20 protein-coding genes are annotated in these 23,036 nt (G+C 64.7%); 5 read left to right on the top strand and 15 right to left on the bottom strand.

Going from position 1 to position 23,036, the window contains the following annotated elements:
* Window position 1: 1 nt before the first annotated feature.
* On the bottom strand, window positions 2-1,264 hold the full coding sequence (locus tag BJ6T_RS25060; protein ID WP_014495293.1) for a D-alanyl-D-alanine carboxypeptidase family protein: 1,263 nt from the start codon (window positions 1,262-1,264) through the stop codon (window positions 2-4).
* Window positions 1,265-1,416: 152 nt separating this feature from the next.
* Here BJ6T_RS25060 and BJ6T_RS25055 point away from each other — a divergent pair, with 152 nt between their 5' ends.
* Complete coding sequence (locus tag BJ6T_RS25055; protein ID WP_014495292.1) at window positions 1,417-2,373, top strand: alpha/beta fold hydrolase; 957 nt, start codon at window positions 1,417-1,419, stop codon at window positions 2,371-2,373.
* On the opposite strand, the gene BJ6T_RS25050 is transcribed toward BJ6T_RS25055, so the two are convergent.
* The 4 genes from BJ6T_RS25050 to BJ6T_RS25035 all read right to left on the bottom strand — a co-directional run bounded on the left by BJ6T_RS25050 (window position 2,370) and on the right by BJ6T_RS25035 (window position 4,641).
* Window positions 2,370-2,888, bottom strand: coding sequence for a GNAT family N-acetyltransferase (locus BJ6T_RS25050; protein ID WP_014495291.1), 519 nt, complete (start codon window positions 2,886-2,888; stop codon window positions 2,370-2,372). The two genes, BJ6T_RS25055 and BJ6T_RS25050, sit on opposite strands and share 4 nt — an antisense overlap.
* 12 nt (window positions 2,889-2,900) lie before the next feature.
* Window positions 2,901-3,443 (bottom strand): phage tail protein, encoded by a 543-nt coding sequence (locus BJ6T_RS25045; protein WP_014495290.1) that lies wholly within the window; start codon window positions 3,441-3,443, stop codon window positions 2,901-2,903.
* 48 nt (window positions 3,444-3,491) lie between these two features.
* Window positions 3,492-4,019 (bottom strand): phage tail protein, encoded by a 528-nt coding sequence (locus BJ6T_RS25040; protein WP_014495289.1) that lies wholly within the window; start codon window positions 4,017-4,019, stop codon window positions 3,492-3,494.
* 79 nt (window positions 4,020-4,098) lie between these two features.
* Window positions 4,099-4,641 carry a phage tail protein gene (locus BJ6T_RS25035; RefSeq protein WP_014495288.1) on the bottom strand — a complete coding sequence of 181 codons (543 nt, stop codon included), beginning with the start codon at window positions 4,639-4,641 and terminating at the stop codon, window positions 4,099-4,101.
* A gap of 545 nt (window positions 4,642-5,186) precedes the next feature.
* Between BJ6T_RS25035 and BJ6T_RS25030 the strand changes: the two genes are divergently transcribed.
* Complete coding sequence (locus BJ6T_RS25030) at window positions 5,187-9,713, top strand: IPT/TIG domain-containing protein (RefSeq protein WP_014495287.1); 4,527 nt, start codon at window positions 5,187-5,189, stop codon at window positions 9,711-9,713.
* Between the two features lie 62 nt (window positions 9,714-9,775).
* Here the strand turns inward: BJ6T_RS25030 and BJ6T_RS25025 are convergent, their stop codons facing one another.
* Window positions 9,776-10,708: a septal ring lytic transglycosylase RlpA family protein gene (locus tag BJ6T_RS25025; protein WP_043900245.1), complete on the bottom strand. Its 933-nt coding sequence runs from the start codon at window positions 10,706-10,708 to the stop codon at window positions 9,776-9,778.
* Between the two features lie 806 nt (window positions 10,709-11,514).
* Here BJ6T_RS25025 and BJ6T_RS49195 point away from each other — a divergent pair.
* Window positions 11,515-11,643, top strand: coding sequence for a hypothetical protein (locus BJ6T_RS49195; RefSeq protein ID WP_256374848.1), 129 nt, complete (start codon window positions 11,515-11,517; stop codon window positions 11,641-11,643).
* Between the two features lie 32 nt (window positions 11,644-11,675).
* Here BJ6T_RS49195 and BJ6T_RS25020 read toward each other — a convergent pair whose 3' ends face one another.
* Entirely contained in the window at window positions 11,676-11,966 is a 291-nt protein-coding gene (locus tag BJ6T_RS25020) for a hypothetical protein (protein ID WP_014495284.1), read from the bottom strand.
* 160 nt (window positions 11,967-12,126) lie between these two features.
* Here BJ6T_RS25020 and BJ6T_RS25015 point away from each other — a divergent pair, with 160 nt between their 5' ends.
* Window positions 12,127-12,705 carry a TIGR00645 family protein gene (locus BJ6T_RS25015; RefSeq protein WP_014495283.1) on the top strand — a complete coding sequence of 193 codons (579 nt, stop codon included), beginning with the start codon at window positions 12,127-12,129 and terminating at the stop codon, window positions 12,703-12,705.
* A gap of 16 nt (window positions 12,706-12,721) precedes the next feature.
* On the opposite strand, the gene BJ6T_RS25010 is transcribed toward BJ6T_RS25015, so the two are convergent.
* Window positions 12,722-13,036 carry a DUF1476 domain-containing protein gene (locus BJ6T_RS25010; RefSeq protein WP_014495282.1) on the bottom strand — a complete coding sequence of 105 codons (315 nt, stop codon included), beginning with the start codon at window positions 13,034-13,036 and terminating at the stop codon, window positions 12,722-12,724.
* 262 nt (window positions 13,037-13,298) lie between these two features.
* Between BJ6T_RS25010 and BJ6T_RS25005 the strand changes: the two genes are divergently transcribed.
* Window positions 13,299-13,523 carry a hypothetical protein gene (locus BJ6T_RS25005; RefSeq protein ID WP_014495281.1) on the top strand — a complete coding sequence of 75 codons (225 nt, stop codon included), beginning with the start codon at window positions 13,299-13,301 and terminating at the stop codon, window positions 13,521-13,523.
* A gap of 58 nt (window positions 13,524-13,581) precedes the next feature.
* Here BJ6T_RS25005 and BJ6T_RS25000 read toward each other — a convergent pair whose 3' ends face one another.
* The 7 genes from BJ6T_RS25000 to BJ6T_RS24970 form a co-directional block, all read right to left on the bottom strand.
* Window positions 13,582-13,773, bottom strand: coding sequence for a hypothetical protein (locus tag BJ6T_RS25000; RefSeq protein WP_014495280.1), 192 nt, complete (start codon window positions 13,771-13,773; stop codon window positions 13,582-13,584).
* Window positions 13,774-13,892: 119 nt separating this feature from the next.
* Complete coding sequence (locus BJ6T_RS24995; RefSeq protein WP_014495279.1) at window positions 13,893-14,540, bottom strand: DJ-1/PfpI family protein; 648 nt, start codon at window positions 14,538-14,540, stop codon at window positions 13,893-13,895.
* A 31-nt stretch (window positions 14,541-14,571) separates the two neighbouring features.
* The gene (locus tag BJ6T_RS24990; RefSeq protein WP_014495278.1) at window positions 14,572-16,779 is read right to left on the bottom strand and encodes a multicopper oxidase family protein; all 2,208 of its coding nucleotides are present in this window, start codon (window positions 16,777-16,779) and stop codon (window positions 14,572-14,574) included.
* 10 nt (window positions 16,780-16,789) lie between these two features.
* Window positions 16,790-17,764 (bottom strand): NAD(P)/FAD-dependent oxidoreductase, encoded by a 975-nt coding sequence (locus BJ6T_RS24985; protein ID WP_014495277.1) that lies wholly within the window; start codon window positions 17,762-17,764, stop codon window positions 16,790-16,792.
* Window positions 17,765-17,925: 161 nt separating this feature from the next.
* Entirely contained in the window at window positions 17,926-18,342 is a 417-nt protein-coding gene (locus tag BJ6T_RS24980) for a hypothetical protein (protein WP_014495276.1), read from the bottom strand.
* Window positions 18,339-20,618 (bottom strand): LodA/GoxA family CTQ-dependent oxidase, encoded by a 2,280-nt coding sequence (locus tag BJ6T_RS24975; protein WP_014495275.1) that lies wholly within the window; start codon window positions 20,616-20,618, stop codon window positions 18,339-18,341. Before BJ6T_RS24975 ends, BJ6T_RS24980 begins: the two co-directional genes overlap by 4 nt.
* Window positions 20,619-20,636: 18 nt before the next feature.
* Window positions 20,637-22,745 (bottom strand): tyrosinase family protein, encoded by a 2,109-nt coding sequence (locus BJ6T_RS24970; protein WP_014495274.1) that lies wholly within the window; start codon window positions 22,743-22,745, stop codon window positions 20,637-20,639.
* Window positions 22,746-23,036 lie beyond the last annotated feature (291 nt).

The following is a 23,036-nucleotide window of genomic DNA, read 5'->3' as shown; positions in this document are numbered from 1 at the left end:
ATCAGAGCTTCTCGGCGCCCGCGCGGAACATGCCGATCACGAGCTCGCTGGCACCGTCGATCGCGCGGCGCATGGTCGAGCCGGTGCCGATCGCTTCGGCGGCATAGACGGGCGTCTCCACCGCGATATTGCCGCTGCGCCAGACCTTGACCACGCCGACCTTCTGGCCGGCTTCGATCGGCGCGCGCACCGGTCCGCTATAGACGACGCGCGCAATCAGCTTGTCGCTGCCGTTCTTGTGCACCATCACCTTGACGGGCGTCTTGGCGACAAGCTTGACCGAACGGCTCTCGCCGCCAAACACTTTTGCGTAGCCAACCTGCTGGTCGGCCGCGATCAAGGTGCGGGTCTCGAAATTGCGAAAGCCCCATTCCAGCATCTTCTTGGCTTCGGTGGCGCGATCCTCAGGATCTTCCAGGCCATTGACGACCACGATCAGCCGCGTGCCGTTCTGCACGGCCGAGCCGACCATGCCGTAGCCGCCTTCCTTGGTGTAGCCGGTTTTCAGACCGTCAGCGCCTTCCATCGAATTGAGCAGTGGATTGCGGTTGGGCTGGCGGATCTTGTTCCAGGTGTACTCCTTCTCGCCGAACAGTTTGTAGAATTCGGGGAAGTCGAGAATGATGTGGCGAGCGAGGATGCCGAGCTCGCGGACCGTCATCTTGTTGCCGGGATCGGGCAAGCCGTTGGAATTGCCGAAGGTCGACTTCGTCATGCCGAGCTCGCGGGCACGCTTGGTCATGAAGTCGGCGGCAAAGATCTTCTCGTTGCCGGCAATGCCCTCGGCCAGCGCGATGCAGGCGTCATTGCCGCTCTGGATGATCGCGCCATGCAGGAGATCGTCGACCGAAACCTTGCTGTTGATGGCGGCGAACATGGTCGAGCCGCCTGAGGGCGCCCCACCCTTGCGCCAGGCGTTCTCGCTGATCCGGTACTCGTCGGTCGGCTTGATGTCGCCCTTCTTGATGGCATTGAAGACGACTTCGGCCGTCATCAGCTTCATCATGCTGGAGGGCGCGCGCAGCTCGTCGGCGCTCTTCTCGAACAGCACGCTGCCGCTGGAGGCCTCGATCAGGATCGCGGTCGGGGCGTCGCCATCGAAGCCGGAATCCTCGGCTTTCTTGGCGCCCTGGATGCTCTGGTTGGCGGCGTAGAGCGCGCCGCCCCAGCCGATGCCCGCCACCAGAACCGCCGCGATCAGCCCACGCCCCAGCGCACCGGCGGAGAACCGGGTGCGACGGAGCGGAAAAAGACGAAATGCCATGGCGAAGCCCTGAGAGCGGCGTTCTAACAGCAGGAACCGGTGCAAACAACACGGGGCTGGCCGCCGAACCCGAGATTGCACGATTCTCGGCGCGCCCCTATCGTGGCACCTCATATTTCCCGACCAAACCCCTGAAACAAGGCGGAAAAGCGATGTTGTCCACCCGCGTTATCAAGGCCAACGGGATCGACCTGTTCATCCGCGAAGCCGGCCAGGGTCCGCTGGTGGTGCTGTGCCATGGCTGGCCCGAGCTATCCTACTCTTGGCGCCACCAGATCCCGGCGCTCGCCGACGCCGGATTTCGCGTCGTCGCCCCCGACATGCGCGGCTACGGCCAGAGCGCGGCTCCGGCGGACGTTGCCGCCTACTCGATCTTCCACACGGTCGGCGACATCGTTGGCCTCGTGCACGCGCTCGGCGAGAGCAAGGCGATGGTGGTCGGCCACGACTGGGGCGCGCCGGTCGCCTGGCACGCGGCGTTGTTCCGGCCCGACATCTTCACGGCGGTGGCGGGCCTGAGCGTACCGCCACCCTTCCGCGGCCGCGGCAAGCCGCTCGATCTGCTGCGCCAGGGCGGCGTCACCAATTTCTACTGGCAGTATTTCCAGACACCCGGCGTCGCCGAGGCCGAGTTCGAGCGTGACATCGCCCGCACCATGCGCATCGTGCTCGGCGGGCGCGGCCTTGCCGATCCCAGCGCCGCGATGTTCGTCCAGGAGGGCAAGGGCTTTCTTGGTCACGCGCTCGCCGATGAGCCGCTGCCCAACTGGCTCAGCGAGGCTGACCTCGCCTATTTCACCGAAAGCTTCCGCAAGTCGGGCTTCCGCGGCGGGCTGAACTGGTACCGCAACCTCGACCGCAACTGGGAGCTGACGGCGCCCTGGCAGGACGCGCAGATCCATCAGCCATCGCTCTTCATTGCCGGCTCGAAAGACGCCGTCATCACCGGCCTGATCGGCGTCAAGCGCGTCAACGAGCTCGAGCGCGTGCTGCCCAATCTGACGCGGAAGCTGATCATCGAGGGCGCCGGCCATTGGGTCCAGCAGGAACGGCCCGACGAGGTCAACGCTGCGCTGCTGAAGTTCTTGCGCGAAGTAGCTGAGCGTTAGGCGAGATCCTTTTTCATCGCGATGTGGGCGGCGCCCGCCTGCCCGGTCTCGGCAAACCCTCGCCGCAGGTAGAACCCGTGCGCGGCCGGATTGCCCCCAAGCACCGAGAGCGTCAGCGCACCGACACCCTGCTGCCGAGCGCTCGCTTCGAGAGCGTCGATGACCTCTGTCCCGAGACCATGGCCGCGCTCGGCCGGCAACAGCACGATGTCGACGATATGCCAGCGCTGCGCCGTACAGTGCAGGATCAAGCGCCCGATCGGTTCATCCCGTCGCACGATCAGTAGCGAGACGGCATCGGGAAATTGCGCGGCGTAGCCGGCGGACTGCGCGCGGAACTGCTGCTCGAGCAGAGAGTCGAGCGCTGCCGGAGCCAGTCCGGCGACCGCGAGGCTCTCGGCGCGCGCCGTCTTGAACAAATGCCGGACGAACGACTCGTCCCCCGTTTCGGTCAGCCGCATGGCCAAGCCGTGATGCCCGATGCCGATCATCTCGCCCGGCGCGGGCGCCGCCACGGCCGGGACCGCTCAGCTGAAGCTTGGAAATACCCCGGAGTAGGCAATGCACCAGATCAGCACCTGGGTCGGCTGCATGTTGTCGTGAGGCTGGCCCTGGCCGTTAGGCGCGATCGCGTTCGGCGACAGCACCGTGTTGCCGGGGAGAGCGGCAAAGCCGTTGAACGCCGGATCGATCGCCGTCAGGTTTGAGGACGTTCCGGGGCCGGTGGTGGCGTTCGTGGCCGTCTTGACACCAAGCTGCAGCCCATGGGTGTGACGGGCCATATTATCTGTTGTCAGCGTGACCGTGGGGGAGCCCACGACTTCACCAATGTCCCGCAGCGAAAGCCCCCGTCCCTGGCCCTGGCTCATGACGACCGAGCCGGAAAGATTCGGCAGCGCAAAATTGGTCTGGCCGTTGCCGCCGTAATAGGTCCCGATCAGGCTGAACAGTGGCGTGAAGCGTTGGATCGGAACGACCTGTCCCAGACACGGCAGCCAGGCATTGTTGAAACCTTGGGCAGCAAAAGGAAACGGAAACGCCTGGATTTCACCGACAAACGGATCTGACACCTTGTTCTCCCTGACGATTGCGCGAGCTTGATTGCCTCGACGGCACGATCAGCCCTGTGATGGGAAAATACCCGCCCAGCAGATGCAGTAGTTGCACGTGACGGTCGGCATCATGTTGTCGTGCGGAACGCTGTTGCCGGCGGCGACGACGCACGCCGCCATGACATCATAGGACGGGATGTTGGCAGCCGGTGCATAGAGAGTCCCGTCCGTCGCCGTCGCCAGATGCAGCGTCGAGCCCGGGGTTACCGCGTCGCCCGTCGCCGTTGACGACATCAACGCATGGCTGTGGACCGGCATCTCCGGCTCGTTCAATGTGTGCGCTTCTTCACCACCCGGTTGCCCGAGACTGAAGTTCGGCAAACCCGTGCCCTGCCCCTGTCCGATCGCGACGCGTCCCTGCAGGTCGGGAAGGTTGAAAGTCGTCTGCCCATCGCCGCCATAGATCGTGCCTATGATCGCATACAGCGTCTGGTATTCCGCGATCGACACGCTCTGCCCGTTGCAGGCGAGCCAGCCGTTCGGCACGCGCGGAAAGGCAAAGAGCCTGATTTCACCGACAAAGGGATCTGACATGGTCGCGTTTCCAATCGTGTCGCGAATGCGTGGTCTAAGTGCGGAGTAAAAGTTGTCGCCTGCCGCCGTCGGCGCGCGCTCAGTCCCGCGACGGATAAACGCCTTGCAGCGCGATCAGATAGCTGATCGTGAGATAGGGCTGCATGTTGTTGTGCGGCGAGCCGCCGCCTTCGTTCAGGACATTGGTGCCGATGGCGAGCGGGGTCTCCTGCTGGCCGGCAGCGGCGAATATCTTGGTCGGATTCGCGGCAGGCAGCGTGTTCGTTGCGAAGGTGTTGCCCGTCGGCACAACGTTGCCGCGACCGCCACCCTGATCGGTCTTGGCCTGGATCCCGTGCGGGTGGCTCGGCAGCGTGGCCGTGGTCAGGCTGACCGCGGTCGTGCCACTGATCATTCCCGGCACGTAGCTGCCCTGGCTGTCCGCGCCAAGGATAGCGCGCCCCATCAGGTTCGGCAGTCCGAACACCGTCACGCCGTTGCCGCCATAATACGTGCCGAGCAACGAGAACAGCGCGGTGTTTTGCTGGATCGACAGCAATGCGCCGTTGCACAAGGCCCATCCCCTGGGAATGATGGAGCCGGCAAAAGGCATAATCTGCCCAAGAATGGGTGTTGCGGGCAATTTCCCCTCCAAATGCGCGCATGCGAACGCATTCGCTTGATGATGCGCGACTTCTCAAATGTGGTGTGAATAACGACTGGGCGTATTCGATATCTTTTGCTCGCCTAGATTGTTCAACAGCTCACGCTGACAGTCAAGCGTTGGTACAATTATAAATAGATACAATCATAAATAGTTCTAGCGTTGTTTCGGCAGTCATGACTTGCACACCCAGTTGTTGCCGCAGCGCAACGGTTCGCCGTAAAGTCGTCCTGAAGGATGACTTTTCGGGATGTTGCGGCCTGCACCGTCTTGCAATTGTGTGCAGCCTCCGCTCCTAGATACACGCAAGAATATACGCGAATAATTTCACAATCAGGGATTTAAGGCGGCTGCTCTATCGAGAGCTGCCGCCAAGGGGGCCGGTGAGTCACGCCATTGCGGTGGCCGATCCAGAGATAATCGGGGAATTGGAGGTCCCGGCACGCGATGGTGGAGCTATGCCTTCGCGGATAGTTCGCTCTCTCTGGCGGGCGGCTCAACGCATCTGCATCGCGGCCGTCGTGATGCTCGGCGCGATGGCCGCGGCGAACGCGGCTTGCGATCAAACGACGAATTCCACATCGGGCGTGACCGTGAACTTCACGTCAGTCGGTCAAGTCTACCGCTTGTGTTTCACTGTCGGCACGGCCTCCGCACCTGCCGACGACTCCGTCGTATGGGGCCTTTTTTCTGTCCCCGGCACCGATTCCTTTTACAACGCGCCGATCGCCAATTCGAGCGGCACCAATTCGGGCAACCAGCAGCTCACCGCCGCCGACTACAATCCGACGACGGCGAAGGCGACCTATACGTTTCATCCGACGAACCCGAACCAGAACGGTCAGACCGCGAACGCCGGCCAGGCCGAGATCGACATTACGCTGAACAGCAAGACGGGTAGCGGAGCCGACTCGATCACGCTCTATTTCGCGCCGGGCTGCAGCGATTTCACCGCAAGCTGCCCCGGCAGTTCGATCGCGAACACCCCCTTCGTTTTCACGATCAATCTGCCCAGCCCCACAGTAACGTCGATCTCGCCGACGTCCGGGCCGCTCGCGGGCGGCACTTCGGTCGTGATCACCGGCACCAACTTCACCGGCACGACCGGCGCGGGCGGCGTCAAGTTCGGCGCCACCAACGCGACGAGCTATACTGTCAATTCCAACACGCAGATCACGGCAACCGCACCGGCCGGGTCCGCCGGCGCCGTCGACGTCACGGTCACAAACGGCTCGACATCGCCGACGTCGGCGGCGGACCAGTTCACCTACGTCGCTCCGCCGACCGTAACCTCGATATCGCCGACGTCAGGTCCAACCGGTGGCGGCACATCGGTGATCATCACCGGCACGAATTTCAGTACGACCACAGGCGCCGCCGGCGTGAAGTTCGGCGCCATCAATGCCGCGAGCTACATGGTCAATTCCAATACCCAGATCACGGCCACCGCGCCTGCCGGAACGGGCACCGTCGACGTCACCGTCACGACAGTAGGCGGGACATCCGCGACCACGGCCTCCGACCAGTTCACCTATGTAGCCGCGCCCACCGTCACATCGATCTCGCCGACGACGGGCCCGGGTGGCGGCGGGACCACCGTGACCATCACCGGCACCAACTTCACAGGCGCGACGGCCGTGACGTTCGGGGCAACGGCCGCGGCCGGCTTCACCGTCAATTCGGCGACCCAGATCACCGCGACATCTCCGGCCGGGACCAACACCGTGGATGTCCGAGTGACGACGGCCGGCGGGACGTCGGCAACATCCGCGGCGGACCAGTTCACCTATATTGCCGCTCCCGCCGTCACCTCGATCTCCCCGACAACAGGTCCGGCGGCCGGCGGGACGTCGGTGACGATCACCGGCACCAACTTCACCGGCGTAACGGCCGTGTCATTCGGCGGTACGGCTGCGGCCGGCTTCACGTTCAATTCCGCGACCTCGATCACCGCGACCTCGCCGGCCGGGACCGGCGCGGTGGACGTCAGGGTGACGACCCCTGGCGGGACGTCTGCGATCTCGGCGGCTGATCAGTTCACCTATGCTGGTCCGCCAACCGTAACATCGATCTCGCCGACATCAGGCCCGCAGACCGGCGGCACGACCGTGATCATCACCGGCACGAACCTCTCCGGCGCAACTGCGGTCACGTTCGGCGCAACAGCGGCAACTGGTTTCGCGGTCAATTCGGCGACCCAGATCACCGCGACCTCGCCTGCAGGCACTGGCACGGTCGACATCACGGTGACGACCGTGGGCGGAACATCGGCAACGTCAGCAGCCGATCAATTCACTTATATTCCGGCACCGACGGTCACTTCGATTTCGCCGACCTCGGGTCCGGGCGCTGGCGGCACCACCGTAACCATCACCGGCACCAACTTCACAGGCGCGACGGCTGTGGCGTTCGGGGCAACGGCTGCGACTGGCTTCACGGTCAATTCGGCGACCCAGATCACCGCGACATCGCCGGCAGGAACCAGCACGATCGACATCAGGGTGACGACGGCCGGCGGGACGTCGGCAACATCCGCGGCGGACCAGTTCACCTATATTGCCGCTCCCACCGTCACCTCGATCTCCCCGACCACAGGTCCGGCGGCCGGCGGGACGTCGGTGACGATCACCGGCACCAACTTCACCGGCGTCACGGCCGTGTCATTCGGCGGTACGGCCGCGGCCGGCTTCACGTTCAATTCCGCGACCTCGATCACCGCGACCTCGCCGGCCGGGACCGGCGCGGTGGACGTCAGGGTGACGACCCCTGGCGGGACCTCCGCAACCTCGGCCGCGGATCAGTTCACCTATGCCGGCGCTCCCTCCGTCACGTCGATTTCGCCGACAAGCGGCCCCCTGGCCGGCGGCACCATTGTCACGATCACCGGCGCCAATCTGTCGGGCGCAACGGCCGTGACGTTCGGCGCTACGGCGGCGGCTGGCTTCACCGTCAATTCGGCAACCCAGATCACCGCGACATCGCCTGCTGGGACCGGCACCGTGGACGTCAGGGTCACGACGGTGGGCGGAACGTCGGCCTCCTCCGCGGCGGATCAGTTCAGCTACGCCGCGACGCCGGCGGTGACGTCGGTTGCGCCGAATGCGGGCTCGACGACGGGTGGCACGTCGGTCACCATCACGGGCACCGCGCTGTCCGGAGCCACCGCGGTGAAGTTCGGCGCAACCAATGCGACCAGCTTCACTGTCAATTCGGCAACCTCGATCACCGCGGTCTCGCCGGCCGGCGCCGGCACCGTCGATATCACCGTGACGACACCAGGCGGAACATCCGCCACATCGGCATCGGATCAATTCAGCTACACGCCGGCACCGACGGTCGGCTCGATCTCACCGAACTCCGGATCCGCGATCGGCGGCATCTCCGTGGCGATCACGGGGACCGGATTCACCGGCGCCACCGCAGTGAAGTTCGGCGCCAACAACGCGACCAGCTTCACGGTCAATTCGGCAACGTCGATCACGGCAACCTCGCCGCCCGGCGCCGGCACGGTCGATGTCACCGTGACGACGGCCGGAGGGACGTCGCCGACCTCGGCGGCAGACAGGTTCACCTATCTGTCCGCGACGACGACCACGGAGCTCACCTCGTCGAAGAATCCGAGCAGCTACGGCGAGTCTGTAACGTTCACGGCCAAGGTGAACAGCCCGGGCGGAACGCCGACGGGAACGGTCACTTTCAACGACGGCGGCACGCCGATCGGCACGTCTCCCCTGTCGGCCGGTGTCGCCACCTTTGCCACGACCACGCTCGCCGTCGGCAATCACAGCATCACGGCAACCTACAACCGCAGTGTGGCCTTCAACGCCTCGACCTCGCCGGCCCTGAACCAGTCGGTCGACATTCCCGCCGACAGCGCCAAGCTGCGCGCCCTCCAGCTCAACGTCACCAAGATCGTGGCGCAGAGCTCGGGACAGGCGATCTCCGGTTCGATCGACACCGCGATTTCCGAAGGGTTCAGCGACGGCGGGCAATACATCACGCCAGGCGCGGGCGGGCTGCGCGTCAATTTCGCCGCCGCGCCCGACGGCGATGAGGACGACAAGCCAAAATCCGGTCAGCAGGCCGGTTCTCAAAGTTTGAACGCCTATTCGGGCGACGGCGGCTCCGGCCGGACCGGCGGCCGCGGGCGCGGCTCCTCGCGGATCGATGACGCCTTCGCCGCGATCGATCGGGCGGCGCCGACCAAGGCACCGGCTGTGCGCTTCAGGGAGCAGAAGGACTGGCTGTTCTGGATCGACGTGCGCGGCACCGGCATCGATCAATGGGGCTCGTCCGGCAACATCGGTCAGGGAGCAACCCAGGCCACGCTCTTCGGCCAGCAGATCAACCTGCTGTCCGGACTGACCTACCGGGCGAGACCCAATTTGCTGGTCGGTGTGACCGGCGGCTACGAGAACTTCAGCTACACCCAGACCGACATCAACGGAAAGCTGAAGGGCGACGGCTGGACCGTCGGCGCCTATCTCGGCTGGAAGATCATCCCGACGCTGCGTTACGACGTGGCCGTGACCTATTCCGGCATCGGCTATGACGGCACCGCCGGCACGGCCCAGGGCAATTTCAACGGCAATCGCTGGATTTTCGCGACCGGCTTCACCGGCAGCTACAGCTGGGCCAATCTCAATATCGAACCATCGGCCAAGGTCTACGCTATCTGGGAGCGGGAAAATGCCTATGTCGACTCGCTCGGCACCCCGCAGGCGGCCCGCACCTTCTCGAGCGGCCGCGCGTCTGCCGGCAACAGGGTCTCCTATCCCGTGCCGTGGCTCGATAGTGTGCTGCTGGTGCCCTATGCCGGCGTCTTTGCCGACTATTACTTCACGCAGGACGATGCGGCCGCGATCGTTGCTGCGGGCGGCATCCCGCTCGCTTCGACACCATTGCTCCAGGGCTGGTCAGCCCGCGTCACGGGCGGCGTCGGCGCAAGGCTGGCGGGCGGCACCACGGTCGGCTTCGGCGCCGAACTCGGCGGCATCGGCAGCAACACGCAGATCTGGACGTTCACGGGACGCGCCCGCATCCCGTTCTGATCCCCGGGCGCGACGACGGGCCAGCGGCGCTACGCCGCTCGCCGGATTTGCTGGCTTGGTACCTAGTAGAGGCCGCGGCCGCTCAGGATGCTGCGGGCCTCGGCGGCGCCGTCGGCCGATGACGGCGCGTTCTCGGTCGCGTAGCGGCCATCCTCGTCATAGGACACGGCGCGCGCGTTCTGGAGCGCCCGGCCTCGGCCCCGGCTGCGGCTCGATGCCGACACCTCCGAGGTCGCGTTGAGCGACGCCATGTCGGCGGAGGTGTTGCCGAGATTATAGGGCCGCCCTTCCGGCGTCGGAACCTCGCCGCGAATGGCGCCGCGGTTCGACGATGGCAGCTCCGGCACGAAGGGCCTTGCCGAGGCAACCCGCACCATCGAGGGCGACGGCGCCGGGATTCCGGTACGCAGGGTCGCCATCAGCTGGCGGTCGTCGGAGCCTTCCAGCGGCGCCCGGCCGACATATTCGACACGGACCTTGGCGACGCCATTGCCTTTGAATTCAAGGAGTTCAGCGGCTTTGTTCGAGACGTCGATGAGCCGGTTGCCGTGATAGGGCCCGCGGTCGTTGACGCGCACGATCAGCGATTTGCCGTTCGAGATATTGGTCACCCTCGCATAGGACGGCATCGGCAGGGTCGGATGCGCCGCCGTCAGCGAGGTCATGTCGAACACTTCGCCATTGGCGGTCAGGCGGCCGTGGAAATCGTCGCCGTACCAGGACGCCATACCCTCGGCGCGGTAGTTGACGTCCTCCTCCGGCACGTAGGTCCGGCCGGCCACAACGTAGGGCTTGCCGACTCGGTAGGTGCCGCCGCCTTTCGGAACCGGATCCCCAAACGCCACGACCCGCGGGCTCGAGGACACGCCGTATTTCGGATCGACCCGGCTGGCGAACTTGTTCGAGGAGGCGCAATTGGCAAGCGCGAGGCAGGTCGCGACCGCGGCAATACCGCGTGCGGCCCGCAAAACCGAATCTGACCGTCGGATCCCCATGCGCCCCAAATACCACTTCGCCGGAGGCGTACCCAACCCCCGCTTTGGCTACGGGGGAGCGCTGTCCGGTCCCAAAATCCGAGGCGGCCCACCACCGCGTCGGAAGCAGTAAGGATAACGCAACCCGAACACGGCGGAAATGGGGAGCCCACAGCGTTCACGCCGGGATGGTAAACGGGACGTTCGTCTCTCCACCGTTGATCTACGGAGCGCAGGCACCCTGCTCTGTGCCACTCCTGGACATTCTGTTGCGCCAAATCCTCACTCCACCCCCATTGTCTTGTGGCTCACTGGAATTCTTTTGACTGTGCAAGGCCGCACGCGTTTTCTCGGCTGCAGGGGCGAACTGGAATTTGACGATGATCGAGACGGTTTCGGCACTGATGGGTCTGGTAAGCGCGGGGATTTTCCTGGCCCATGCGTTTGAAGGTTACCGCACGAGGGCCTGAGGGCATTCGGGCGGACGGCAAGGATCACCTCTTCAGGACGGCACGTTCGGACAATCTTAATCGATCCGACCGAGCATCGAACACGAGAGCGGCAGGTGTCCCATGCGCAACCATGACTTCGTATCCGATGGCTTCCTGGCACTGACCGCCGGCGGCTTGGTTCTTCTCTGCTCGAGCCTCGTGGCACTGGCCTTCGGCTGAGCACCACCACCACTCTATTGCTTTCTAATTACAACCACACCGCGATGCAGCATATAGCGCTGTCCGGTATTACCCTGCTCCCGTTTAGTTGATTGAATTTCTGCGTTCGGCGCCTCGACTCATTTCAAGAGGCCATCACCAACGAGGGTGACGCAAATGCTTGCTGAGAAATTTTTTCTGGTTCTGGAATCGCTGATCCGCGGCGACCGCACCTATCCCGACGGAAGCCCCCGGGTGATCAGCACCTCCCCGCACGTGCCGGTGAAGCTGCCCGACCGGAAATAGCCGTCCTCCAAACTTTCCGAATCACGCACTGCTCAGCGCAGGCCCAATAACGAGCGGCGATAAAGGCCATCGCGGGCCTCGCTCAGGCAGACGAAGCTGCCGTCGAAACCCTGGCCGTACCGCTTCTGGCTCTTGCCGTAATAGACGCCTTTCCTGAAATCGAGCCAGACTACCTGATCGTGCGGGCAATGACGTTGCGCCTGCGCCTCGTAGCGAAACGGCGTCAGCGGTGTCGCCGAGACCTCTGCGCCACCGGCGCCAACCACAATTGCGACGGCGACCGCGATGCCGCCGAGCCCTTTGCCGAAGCCGCTCCAAGACACCCCCGCCTCCCGATTCAAGCCCTGGCTCTTTGGCCGTTCGGCACGGTAGCACGAGACTGCGCGATCTGTCGGCAGCCGGGCGGCTTGGCCGTCTTCCACCGGCCATCTTGTCGGGTTACATGAAGGCGAGATCGTTTCAGCTCGCGAGGATGCTGCCTGAATGTCGGTTGAGCCTGCACCCAAGACCGGACCCCGCCCGCCGTCGCCGCGTTTGGGCGCGCTCCCGATGATCATCTTCGGCTCGCGCTGGCTGCAACTGCCGCTCTATCTCGGACTGATCGTGGCGCAATGCGTCTACATCGTGCTGTTCCTCAAGGAGCTCTGGCATCTCTCCTGGCACGCGATCGACCTCACCGAGCAGCAGATCATGATGAGCGTGCTGGCGCTCATCGACGTCGTGATGATCTCCAACCTGCTCGTGATGGTCATCGTCGGCGGCTACGAAACCTTCGTTTCGCGGCTCGACCTCCAGGGCCATCCCGACGAGCCGGAATGGCTCGGCCACGTCAATGCGAGCGTGCTCAAGATCAAGCTCGCCATGGCCATCATCGGCATCTCCTCGATCGCGCTGCTGCGGACCTTCATCGAGGCGGGCAATCTCGGCTCGAACCGCGCCGGCTTTACCGAGACTGGCGTGATGTGGCAGGTGCTGATCCACCTCACCTTCATCGTCTCGGCGCTCGGCATCGCCTTCGTCGACAAGCTCAGCGATTCGGGCATGCGCAGGCACGCCGAGTGAGGCGCGAGGCCGCCTTCTACTTGTCTGCTTCGAGTTGCGCGAGCGCCTGGTGCAGGCACTCCTGAAGCTTCTGCGCGACCTGTTCGCGCGCGACGCCCTTGGCGGCAAGATCGCCAGACACCTTGGCCACGACATCGTCGGTCTGGCTCTCCAGATTGTCCGTCACCAGCGCCGTTGCGTAACTTGCCGCGGCATCGCCGCTGAGCCCGAGCTGGCCTGCGGCCCAGAGCCCGAGCAGCTTGTTGGACCGGGCCGTGGCCTTGAACATGAATTCCTCGTCGTGGGCGAATTTGGCCTCAAAGCCCTGCTCGCGCTTGTCGAACGTGGTCATGGTCAGCTCCAATGCGTTTTCGCTGAGGAGAATCGGACTGGCTGGGAGCGAACGTCTCCGTGCTTCTCGTCAGTTTAGGATCATTTGAATCTTCCTCCCGGAAGGCCGAGGCCGTCAAGCCTGCGCGGTGGTGCGCCACAGCCAGGGCGTGGGCACGGCGCGCACCAGCGCCGCGCCAGCCAAATCAGCTAGGCAGAGATGTTTACCGTCCGTTAAGCAGACTCGGCGCCGGATGGGCCCGGGGGACATCGAGAGCTGACGCATGAACAAAGAGCTGCGGGAGTTTCGACGGCTTGAACGGGTCTGCCTGGAGCAGGCCGCCCTCTCCACCATGGATCTCGCGCGAAGCGGGTTGCTCAAGGTCGCCAACGATTGTCGCATCGCGGCCGAAGCGATCGAGGCGCAAGCGCCCCGCGGCGCGTTCGCCGGCGCCGTCCAGGCGCTCAAGTTGGCTTTGAGCGCAACCGGAATGTCCAACCGGCACTAGCCGCCGGTCTCCGGTTGGGAGATCGCTTCAGAAGATTGCGGGCGATGACCGCGTTCGGTCAGCCCTTCGCCTCGGCCGCTTCGCGCGCGAGCCGCTCGGCCCTCAGCCGTTCCTTGTTGGCGTAAAACGCCCTCTGCGCCTCTTCGTGATCGCGCATGGCCTTTTCGGCCTCGATCCGGCGTGCGGCATCACGAGCCTGGCGCTGCTCAGGGGTCAAGGGTTTGCGTCGGAAGGAAAGGTCTTCGGTCATGCGGAGACAACGCGCAGGCAGCGAAACGGTTCCACGAGTTGAACCGGGCAGGCCGGCGCGGTCGATTGAAGTCTCGACATATCAGATAGTTAGATGATGCACTCGTCGCTCGGCCGGACCTATTGCGTCGCTCCCGGCGGCTTGACGCCTGTAAGAGGGCACTGCGGTGCTGCGGGAATCGCGCTGCGGACGGGCGGCTCCGGATAGTATTGGGTGTTTTGCTGGACCTCACGCGCCAGCTCCGTGCCTCCGAGCAGCGTGATCAACATCAGCGCCTCGTCGAGGCCCGCGGATATTCCGCCTCCGGTCAGGCGATTGCGATCCAGCACGAAACGCGGATGTCCGTCGGCAACCTTCACCTTCGGGAACAGCGTCGGGAAGCATTCCAGGAAAGCCCAGTGCGTCGTCGCCCAGTGGTCGTCGAGAAGACCCGATGCCGCGAACAGCATCGCTCCCTCGCAGACCGAGCACATGTACTTCGCCCCGGCGGCCTGCCTGGTCAGAAACTGGACGTAGGTCCGGTGCGGATCGTTGATGATCTCGGTGAGCGCGTCTGGATCGCCACCGGGAATCCAGACGGCATCATACTGGGTGCATTCCGCGAAGGATTTTGCGACCTCGAACGGAAATCCCCGGTTGCGAAACCGTTTCATTCCCGGCTTTGCCGCAACGATCTCGACGTCGAAGTCGGCCCAGTCGAACATTTCGAAGGGACCGGCGACGTCGAGCATGTCGACGCCGTCGTAGACGGGGATGCCGATCTTCATCGCGCGTGATCCTCCCTGCTTCCTGTGACGATCAATGTTTGTGGCCTACCGGCGTCGCAGCGGGTGTCGCCGTCGGCTGCTTGGCATGGCGCATGCCCGCCATCCCGAGACCGCCGCCCGACGCGTTGAGGTCGGGAACGATCGCGATGTTGGCCATCATGCCCGCGTCCTCGTGGTCCAGGATGTGGCAATGCAGGACATACTCGCCGATGTAGCGGTCGTACCGCGTCCTGACGCGGATCTGATAGTTGTTCTCGACGATGATCGTGTCGCGGAATGTGTGCCACATGCCGCAATACTGGTTCGCCAGTTGCTGCTTGTCGGCATACACGATGTCAGGTTTGCAGGTGCCGTCGGGATTGTAGATCGAGATCTGCTGACCGTTGGTGTTGGTGGTGGTGACGTCGATCACCTGGAATGGATTGACGTGGATATGGAAGATGTGCGGCTCGCCTTGCGCGGACAGCAGCCAATCGTCCGTGGTGTTGACCTCGCGCGTGAAGTTCACCACGTCGGGATCGTACGAGGCGTTGTTGACCGTGAAGGCCGGGAAGTTGATCGCGAAGGCCGCCTGCTGCTGCTGGCTGCCGGCTGCCGGCGGCGCAAGGTTTTCGAATGGCGCCCATGGCCGCAGATCGCCGTCACGCAGTCCGGTGCGAACGGCGTCCGGCAGCGTCGGATTGGCATCGTACAGCGCCTTGCCGACATAGGCCTGCAGGTCGCCGGTCACGGGCTGGCCTCCGCGCACATGGACGTAGGCCAGCAATTGCGGGGTCGACGGCCCCTGCCCGCCGCCGTTGCCGTTGGACACGCGCTCTGCCTTCGGCGCCGCCTGGTTGAGCAGGCAATAGTCACCGTCCGAGGGGAATACGACGAGGACGTCGCTGCGATAGCCGGGCTGCATGTAGTTCGATTCGAGCACGCCGCCGACTTGCGAGGCGTGCACGGTGCGCAATTTGGTCCGGGTCAGACCGTCGGATGCGATCTCGAACTGCGGGATCAGCGTGCCCGGCGAGGCGTTGCAGGCGGCCAGAAGATCGGCCTTCTGCTGCTGGCGGTTGCCGCTCAGCGCCGAGGTCGCGATCAGGTTCGTTGTGCCGACCGGCGTGGCGCGCACGAGCTGAATGTTGATCGTGTCGTGAATGCCGGCATGCACGAAGCGCCAGCGCTGGATCTCGCCGGCCGGCACGGTGAGCGTCGGCTGCACGATGCCATTGACGCTGGTGAAGCGGCCATTGGTGTCCCAGATCGACGATGAATCCAGTTGCAAGCCAAAGTTCTCGACGACGCCGGGGCTTACCGGATTGCCTGGCGTCGCCAGCGGGCACGTCCACGGCGCGTTGGCGATATTTGCCGGACTGCTGGCGTTGTAGAGTCCCTGCGTGGTGTAGATCTGCTGCCACGGGCCGCCGGGCTGGTTCGGCTGGTTGGCGAAGCAGGCATAGGCGATCTGCTGAAACAGGAAGAGCTGCTCCTTGAACGGGGCGCCGTTGACGTCATGCAGTACCGTGTCGATATCGGCAATCGGCTTCGGGTTCTGCGGTGACGGCGGCGTATAGGGACGCTCGCCCTTGACGACCAGCACGCCCGAGGCGCCGCTCGCCACCTGCACTGCCGTCGAACCATGACGGTGGGCGTGATACCAGAACGTCCCCGCCGGATGGTCGTTGGGGATGTTGATCTCATACGGAAACTTCGTCTGCGGGGCGATGTTGAGCAGCACGTTGTCACTGTTGCCGGCAGGCGAAACGTGCAGGCCGTGCGTGTGCAGGTTGGTGGTGTTGAAGCAACCGACCAACGCCGGCAAGCCCAGCCCCTCCGGCGGATTGGGCAGACAGCTCGGGTCGTCCTTCGCGAGCTGGTTGATCAGGTCGACGCGCAGCGTATCACCGGGCTTGACGAAGATGGCCGGGCCCGACTTGCAGCCGCCATAGGAGCGCAGCTCGACGGGGTCGAGGCCATCCGGCTGCGGATCGGTCGGATCCGGGTTGTTGATGAAGAAGCGGCCGCGCACGAAGTTGAGCACCACCGAGACGATCGAGCCGCTGCGCGAGATCGATCCTTGCGGCCGGCAGCCGCCGACGGCCGGCGCCACGGCGGCCTCCAGGGCCACGACATTGCCCTGTCCGGGCAGCGTCGGCGGCGGTTCGAAAGCACGGGGAACCGGCGCCGCGAATGCTGGAAGGCTCGGTCCCAGCGCGGCGATGACAAGACCAATTCGCGCGAAGCTCTTCATCATGTTGTCCGCCCTACTGTTCCAGAAGACTGCTCGAAGGATTGCGTGAAGGCGCGTCGGCACGCCGGCGCCGCCAGAACGGCCGCTCGGACCAGCGCGAAACACTGCCGTAGTGTTCGCTCAGCGTCGTCGCGTAGGCCGCAGCCTCGCGCGCGATCCACGCGCCGTAGCGATCGAGAGCGGCCGCATCACCGCGCGCGAGGCAATCGCAGGCGGCATAGGCAGCGAACACGCCCGAGCGCATGGCCTTGACCACGCCGTGGCCCGAGATCGGATCAAAAGCGCTTGCGGCATCGCCTGCGCAGAGGAAATGGAAGCCGGCAGTCGTTGCGGCGTACCGACTGCCCGCAGGGATCAAGCGGGGTTGCTCGAGCCGAATGATCCTGCTCCCGAGCGCCGAGACGAATTGCGTCCTGGCGAGAGCTGCTCGCCAGCCGTCCGGCGTGTTCAGCCCGAGGCCACGCGCGAGATCGGCATCGGTCATGCAGGCAAAGGCGCGCCTGCCCTGGTCGAGTGCCATCGTGTACCACCAGCCGTCATCAAAGGCCTCGACGAGCAGTTCCGGTGCGGCCGGCCCCGATGTCGTCGCCTCGGCATAGGCTGCAATCAGGCGGTCCTGCGCTTTCGTCCGCGAACCCTGGCGGTCGGCGAGTGCGCGGGCACGGCCCGTCGCATCGATGATCAGCCGGGCCGAATGGCTGTTGCCGTCGTCGCAAACGATCGACCAGCCGTCCGCCTCGCGCGCGAGATGACAGACCTTCGCATCGACGCACTCGGCCGCGCGGCACCCCGCCGCCGTGAGCCAGCCATCGAACGCCCGGCGGTCAACGCGCCATGACGGCCCGCGCGCTTCCAGCAGCAATTCGCTCGACGTCAAGCCGGCCTGGTCCCAGGAGGTGAGCGTGCGGTGCGACGGCGCAAAGCCCTGCGCCAGGAAAGTCGGCCACAGACCCAGCTGCCGCAGCACCGGCTGGACCAGCGGTGACAAGACCTCGCCTCGTCCTTGGCCTCGTCCTTCGCCTCGCCCGCGCCGCTCGGACGGCGCGATCACGGCAACCCGAAGCTCCGGCGCGCACATCGCAAGCGCGCGGGAAGCGGCCGCTCCGGCTGGACCTGCGCCTGCAACGATGATGTCGAACGCGGCCAAGGTCAGTCGGCCCGGACTGCGTAGAACGACGCCACCACACCGGCAGGCGCCACCGTGCCGGGCGAGCCGCCGCTGTGCGGGATGGTCCGGATCACCGAGCCGACGATGGCCGGACGCTGGTCGACGCCATTAGGCCAGGCCGGCACCAGCGAGCCCCAATAATCGTAGATCCATTCCTCGCCGCCGACGACGCCAGTGCCCTGGAAACGCACCTGCATCGGCGATCCATAGGCGCGCGATCCCTTCAGCGCGAGCGACCAGCCCGGGCCGCCGATCGTGCCGGTCAGCAGCTGCATCGGCCCGTCCACGATCTCGATCGTGCCACGGCCGAATTCGAGATTGTTGAAGGCCGTGTTGACGTCGGGATCATTGAGCAGGCTGCGATAGGTCCAATGTCCGACGAATGGATTGTCGCTCATGATGCCTCGCTTTTGGGATCGGGCCTCGACCCGGTTGTTCGCTCGACGCTGATGTATTTGGGACCTTGATAACTGTCGGCGGGCTTGACGGCCGGCTCGTAGGGATTGCGCACGATGAAACCGAGCAGCGACCACTCGGTGACCATCTTGAGGTCGCCGACCGGCGTCTGCGGGACGCCGCGGCTCCACGTGGTCCAGACGTAATTGGGCTTTCCGTTCGAGACCGAGGCGATCTCGAACGACTGCAACGGCCGATGCGCCGGCCACCACAGCGTGGTCCAGGTCTTCTCGTCGCGCCGCAAGCGATCGTCATTGTCGCTGCCGGGCCAGAGATTGTTCCAGTCGGCGTAGGTGATGTTGATCGGCTGCGTGGTGCACTCGTTGAAATCGGACTGCCAGGGCAGACCCATGTATTTGGTGAGGTCACCCGGCTGAAGACCGATCTCGAAGTCGTTGTCCTGGCTGAGCGGCGAGTTGACGTTGAAGGTCGGGTCGGCAATCACGGTGCCGTGGTCCTGATTGGCTTGGGCGGCGCTCTGCAGGAAATCCGAGACGCTGCGATCGGCGTTGATGCGATACGGCGCCCAGTAGATCGAAGGGTTGCGCATCACCCAGCCGAGCTCGGCGCCCGGACAAAAGGCGCCGCCGAGCACGTTGCTGAGCACGCCGCGGTCGAGCTCGCGGCCGGTCTTCGGCGGCGTCTTCGGATAAGGCGCGAAGGGTGAATAGCCGTCGGGCAGCCAGCCCTCCTCCTTCTCGTTGATGAACCAGCCGCGCGCCCATTGGCCGAGGATGAAGAGCTGGTACTCGGTGAGATGAAGAAACTTCGACGGCGTCTCGTTGGTCAGCGGATTGTCGCCGCACAACAATGGCATCAGCGGCAGCGAATGGACGCGCGACGATGCCCGGTCCTGCACCTGGAACGAATTGGCCTCGCCCGCACGGCGCAACAGATCGAACAGGAAGCGGCGCATCGGTCCGTAGGGATCGTCGGCCTTGGAATAGTGGGTCGGACCTGCGACCGCCGCCACCGCCATGACCGCTTCGCCCTGACTGGCATCGCGCAACGGCGCATCCGACGGTGTTGCCGTTGCCGTCGGCCGCGTCGCGCGTTTCGGGGTCTGCGATAATTTGTCGGGATCGAACGTGCCGCGCTGCGCCTGATCGTGCGGGTAGTTCGATTGCTGAAGGATATCGTTCAGATACCTGAATTCATCCGGCCGGAACAGGATCGGCCAGACGTCGCGATAGAACCATGGCCGGTAGTTGCGATTCCAGGCAAGACGGCCGGCCTGCCAGTGGCGCAGCGCCGCCTCGTCGCGGAACGGGATCTGCTGCGGATCGTCATAGGTGCCGAGCGTACCGTAGATGCCGGTGTCGGTGGCGAACTGGCGCACATAGAGATCGTACAGCACCTCGTCCATCGTGATCATGTCGAGGATCTCAGGTACGAAGCGCGGATAGCCGACCACGACCCAGGCCGGAAACTCGACGTCGATGTAGCGGGTCTGGCCGACTTGTTTCGAATACATGATCAGCCGCGCCATCACCGGTCCGTCGGAGATGTCGTCGTACCAGCCGTCGGTGTTGGCATAGTCCTCGATCTTCGGACCGAAGCTGCCGCTGATGTCCATGCCCGAATTGCCGTGACCGCCGAGCACGACCAGGCGGCCCTTGTTGTCGGTCATCATCTCGCCCAGCGTGTCGATGTCGAACGGCTGGAGTCCCTTCGGCGGAAACGTGGTGGCGTAGCCGCCGGGCCCGCCCGAACGATCGAAATGCGCGCGCCGGTTGGTGGTCGCGTTCACGCTGCGCGGGCCGGGATCGATGATGAGCAGGTCACGGTCCTGGCCGGTGATGTCGGCGTTGCGGCGCGCGCTGCCGGGGGCGTAACCGTGCTCGCCCTTGAGCTCGGTGAACGGGTACCAGGAGGCCTTCTTGTTGGCGACATAGACGCGCCACTGGATGTCGACGAGCACACCATGATTGCCGCCGCCCTCCACGGCATCGCCGAGCGCCAGCGGCCTGCCTTCCGGGGACTCATCGTCATAGACGAAGATCTGGAAGCGCGCGGCCTGGCGCTTCACGCGGCCCTGCGCATCCTTGAAGGTCTTGACCGGAACGGGTGTGACCCCGTCGGGGCCGTGCAGGGGATTGCCGAAACTGTCGCAGGCGAGCGGCATCGCCGCGGGCGTCTCCGGCGCGAGGTAGAATTCGCTGTCGCTGTTGCCCAGGCGCGCGATGCCGATGCCCGGATGGATTCGATACGTCGCCATGACTTCCCCGCCGCTTTCTCAATCCAGGAAACTGATCGACACGCCTTCCAGCTTCAGAAGCTCCCTCTCCTCCTGGTAGTCGCCGCCGATCACGACCAGCGTGATCTGCAGCGGGCCCTTCTTCTTGAGCGCCTGCCTGGCGGCGGCCGTGACGTCGATGCGATGGACGCGTGGCGTGTTGTGGCTGCGCCCGCGCTGGTCGAAGCGCCGCGGCTGCGGCGGCGGGATATCGCAATGGCCGGGACCGCCGTAGCAGGCCCCGTGTCCGAAGATCGAGATGTAGCCGGCGTAGTGCGGATTGCCCTTGATCGGCGTCGAGGCATCGGCGCCGGGTTCGTTCAGGAAGGCGCGCACGAAGCAGGAGCGCATCAATTGCGGCACCTGATGCAGGCGGATCTCCGCGCGTTTGAAGCTGCGCGCGGCCTGCGGCACGTTGATCGGCTGCGACACGAAGCGGCTGACCGGCGCCTCGAGTCCAACCGGCATGAAATGCGAGCTGCGGACGTATTCGTAGCCGAACGGCGCGATGTCGAGCGTGTCGCGGATGGTGTAGTTCCACGGCGACAGCACGGAATCGAGATCCGCCGGCAGCGCATTCGGATTGAGCTTCTGCCACTCCCACCAGATCCGATCGATATTGACGTGGATCGGCCAGAACACGGGATCGTAGGAGGCCGTCAGGTTGCTGAACATGTCGCCGGAGCGCGGCTGCGAATAGAGATCCGAGCGGGCGTGGAAACGGCGCCCGCCGACCTGCGCGGCGCTGTTGCGGCGCGTCGTGAGCGCACGCAGGCGCGCTGTTTCGGCGCCCGGCTGCGGTGTCGTTCCCGTCGCGGTCGGCCCGCCCTGGCAAACATAGGCCGCCTTCCCGGCATCGGGGTTCTGGCCGCCAGTCCAGATGTGCATGGTGTTGTGCGGATTCTGGTCAAGGAATCCGAACGCCGCGTCGTAGACGCTGCCGCCGCCGAAGTCGCGGAAATTGTTGAGGCTCAGGATCTGGGCGATGTCGTCGGCCGACGGGTAATGATAGTGAATGACCTGGTTGATGGTGCCGCCGCCGTCGTACTCGGCAGGATAGCGCAGCGGATACCAGAGCGAGTTGGAGTGCAGCAGCGCGTCGATGAAGCACTGCCGGTTGGCATTCGCGGGATCGGGCGTTACGGCCGAATAGCCGATCGTGTTGATCAGGTAGCAGAAGAAACTGTGCTGTGAGGTGAAGGTAACGCGGTCGCGCGCGAGCGCCAGGATCGCCTTCTTCTGAGCCGCCGTCGGCGCCGGGTCGAGCGCCGCCAACAGCGTCTCGGCCGCCTCCTCGGTGAGATAGGCCTTCATCGAATTCGGAATGATGCGGCCCTTGTCCGGCTCCTCCGGCCGGTACTCCGGCATCGTGAAGTCCCAGTACGGGAGCATCAGCCCGGGCTCGAAGTCCTGAAGGTTCTGTTCGAACTCGTAGAGATAGGCGCGGTGCCAGGGCAGGAAGCGCTCCCAGCCGTGCTGGCAATGGTTCTGGTGGATCAGCGCCTGGTTGTTGTAGTTGCGCCGGTCTTCCGGCCAGTGGTCGAGGTCGTAAAGCCGGCGGAAGCCGCGGCGCAGGCGTTCGAGTTGCGGCTCGCTCATGCAGTCGATGTTCATGCGCCGCCTGGGCTCGCCGGCATCCGCGGCCGGCGAATAGCCGTCGGCAGCCACCGCAAACTCGGCGATCTCGCTCACCTTCACCGTCGCGGTCTTCGCCGGCTTGCCAGGCGCAAGCTCGACTGCGACGCTGGTCGCATCATCCGGGCAGCCGGCATCGATCCAGTCGGCAATGCGGTCGACGTCAGCGGGCGCGACGCGCTTGCCGCCCCACGGCAGCGCCGGGAACCGGCCGCCGTCGAACGGCGCGTCCCCGCGCAATCCCTTAATCAATCCGGACGCGTCGCTGCGCGCATGCGGCGGGATGCAGCAGGCGTGCCCCTCCGGCACTGGAGCAACCATCCTGATGCCGAAGATCTCGGCCGCCTCCAGCGCCTGTGCGCCCTTGTCCCAAAACCGTCCAGCGCCACCATAGTCAGCAGTGCTATCGCCGGCAGCTTCATCCAGGATCGCCTTCACGCGCGCATAAGCAACGGTCAATGCTTCGGTGTCCATTCCAGCCCCCGGACGGCAAGACGAAGAAGGCGGCCGGAGACTAAGCACAACTTTTGGGTGATGTCACCTAGACACGCACCCTCAACGTCGAAGCACGCGCGAATATTTTTCCGGGTTGCGTGATCTATTTCATACAACCTTTATCAAATCGACAGATCTGGCCATGCGTCGTGCGGATGAGGCGGATGCGAGCACGAGTGCGTTGCTCAAGCTCAGCGCCGGCCATCGGACGTGTCCGGTCATCAAACGCTGCGCGATTGAGCGCAGCGTGCAAGTCGTCGTGGGACGACG

The organism is Bradyrhizobium japonicum USDA 6, from assembly GCF_000284375.1.
Taxonomy (GTDB): Bacteria; Pseudomonadota; Alphaproteobacteria; order Rhizobiales; family Xanthobacteraceae; genus Bradyrhizobium; species Bradyrhizobium japonicum.
The sequence above is the reverse complement of the archived record's forward strand: the minus strand, read 5'-3'. Positions and strand labels throughout refer to the sequence as shown.

Excerpts from the sequence above, each read along its gene's own strand:
- BJ6T_RS25060 (WP_014495293.1), bottom strand. The coding sequence starts at position 1,264 with ATGGCATTTCGTCTTTTTCCGCTCCGTCGCACCCGGTTCTCCGCCGGT.
- BJ6T_RS25055 (WP_014495292.1), top strand. The coding sequence starts at position 1,417 with ATGTTGTCCACCCGCGTTATCAAGGCCAACGGGATCGACCTGTTCATC.
- BJ6T_RS25040 (WP_014495289.1), bottom strand. The coding sequence starts at position 4,019 with ATGTCAGATCCCTTTGTCGGTGAAATCAGGCTCTTTGCCTTTCCGCGC.
- BJ6T_RS25030 (WP_014495287.1), top strand. The coding sequence starts at position 5,187 with ATGCTCGGCGCGATGGCCGCGGCGAACGCGGCTTGCGATCAAACGACG.
- BJ6T_RS25025 (WP_043900245.1), bottom strand. The coding sequence starts at position 10,708 with ATGGGGATCCGACGGTCAGATTCGGTTTTGCGGGCCGCACGCGGTATT.
- BJ6T_RS49195 (WP_256374848.1), top strand. The coding sequence starts at position 11,515 with ATGCTTGCTGAGAAATTTTTTCTGGTTCTGGAATCGCTGATCCGCGGC.
- BJ6T_RS25015 (WP_014495283.1), top strand. The coding sequence starts at position 12,127 with ATGTCGGTTGAGCCTGCACCCAAGACCGGACCCCGCCCGCCGTCGCCG.
- BJ6T_RS25010 (WP_014495282.1), bottom strand. The coding sequence starts at position 13,036 with ATGACCACGTTCGACAAGCGCGAGCAGGGCTTTGAGGCCAAATTCGCC.
- BJ6T_RS25005 (WP_014495281.1), top strand. The coding sequence starts at position 13,299 with ATGAACAAAGAGCTGCGGGAGTTTCGACGGCTTGAACGGGTCTGCCTG.
- BJ6T_RS25000 (WP_014495280.1), bottom strand. The coding sequence starts at position 13,773 with ATGACCGAAGACCTTTCCTTCCGACGCAAACCCTTGACCCCTGAGCAG.
- BJ6T_RS24995 (WP_014495279.1), bottom strand. The coding sequence starts at position 14,540 with ATGAAGATCGGCATCCCCGTCTACGACGGCGTCGACATGCTCGACGTC.
- BJ6T_RS24990 (WP_014495278.1), bottom strand. The coding sequence starts at position 16,779 with ATGATGAAGAGCTTCGCGCGAATTGGTCTTGTCATCGCCGCGCTGGGA.
- BJ6T_RS24980 (WP_014495276.1), bottom strand. The coding sequence starts at position 18,342 with ATGAGCGACAATCCATTCGTCGGACATTGGACCTATCGCAGCCTGCTC.
- BJ6T_RS24975 (WP_014495275.1), bottom strand. The coding sequence starts at position 20,618 with ATGGCGACGTATCGAATCCATCCGGGCATCGGCATCGCGCGCCTGGGC.
- BJ6T_RS24970 (WP_014495274.1), bottom strand. The coding sequence starts at position 22,745 with ATGGACACCGAAGCATTGACCGTTGCTTATGCGCGCGTGAAGGCGATC.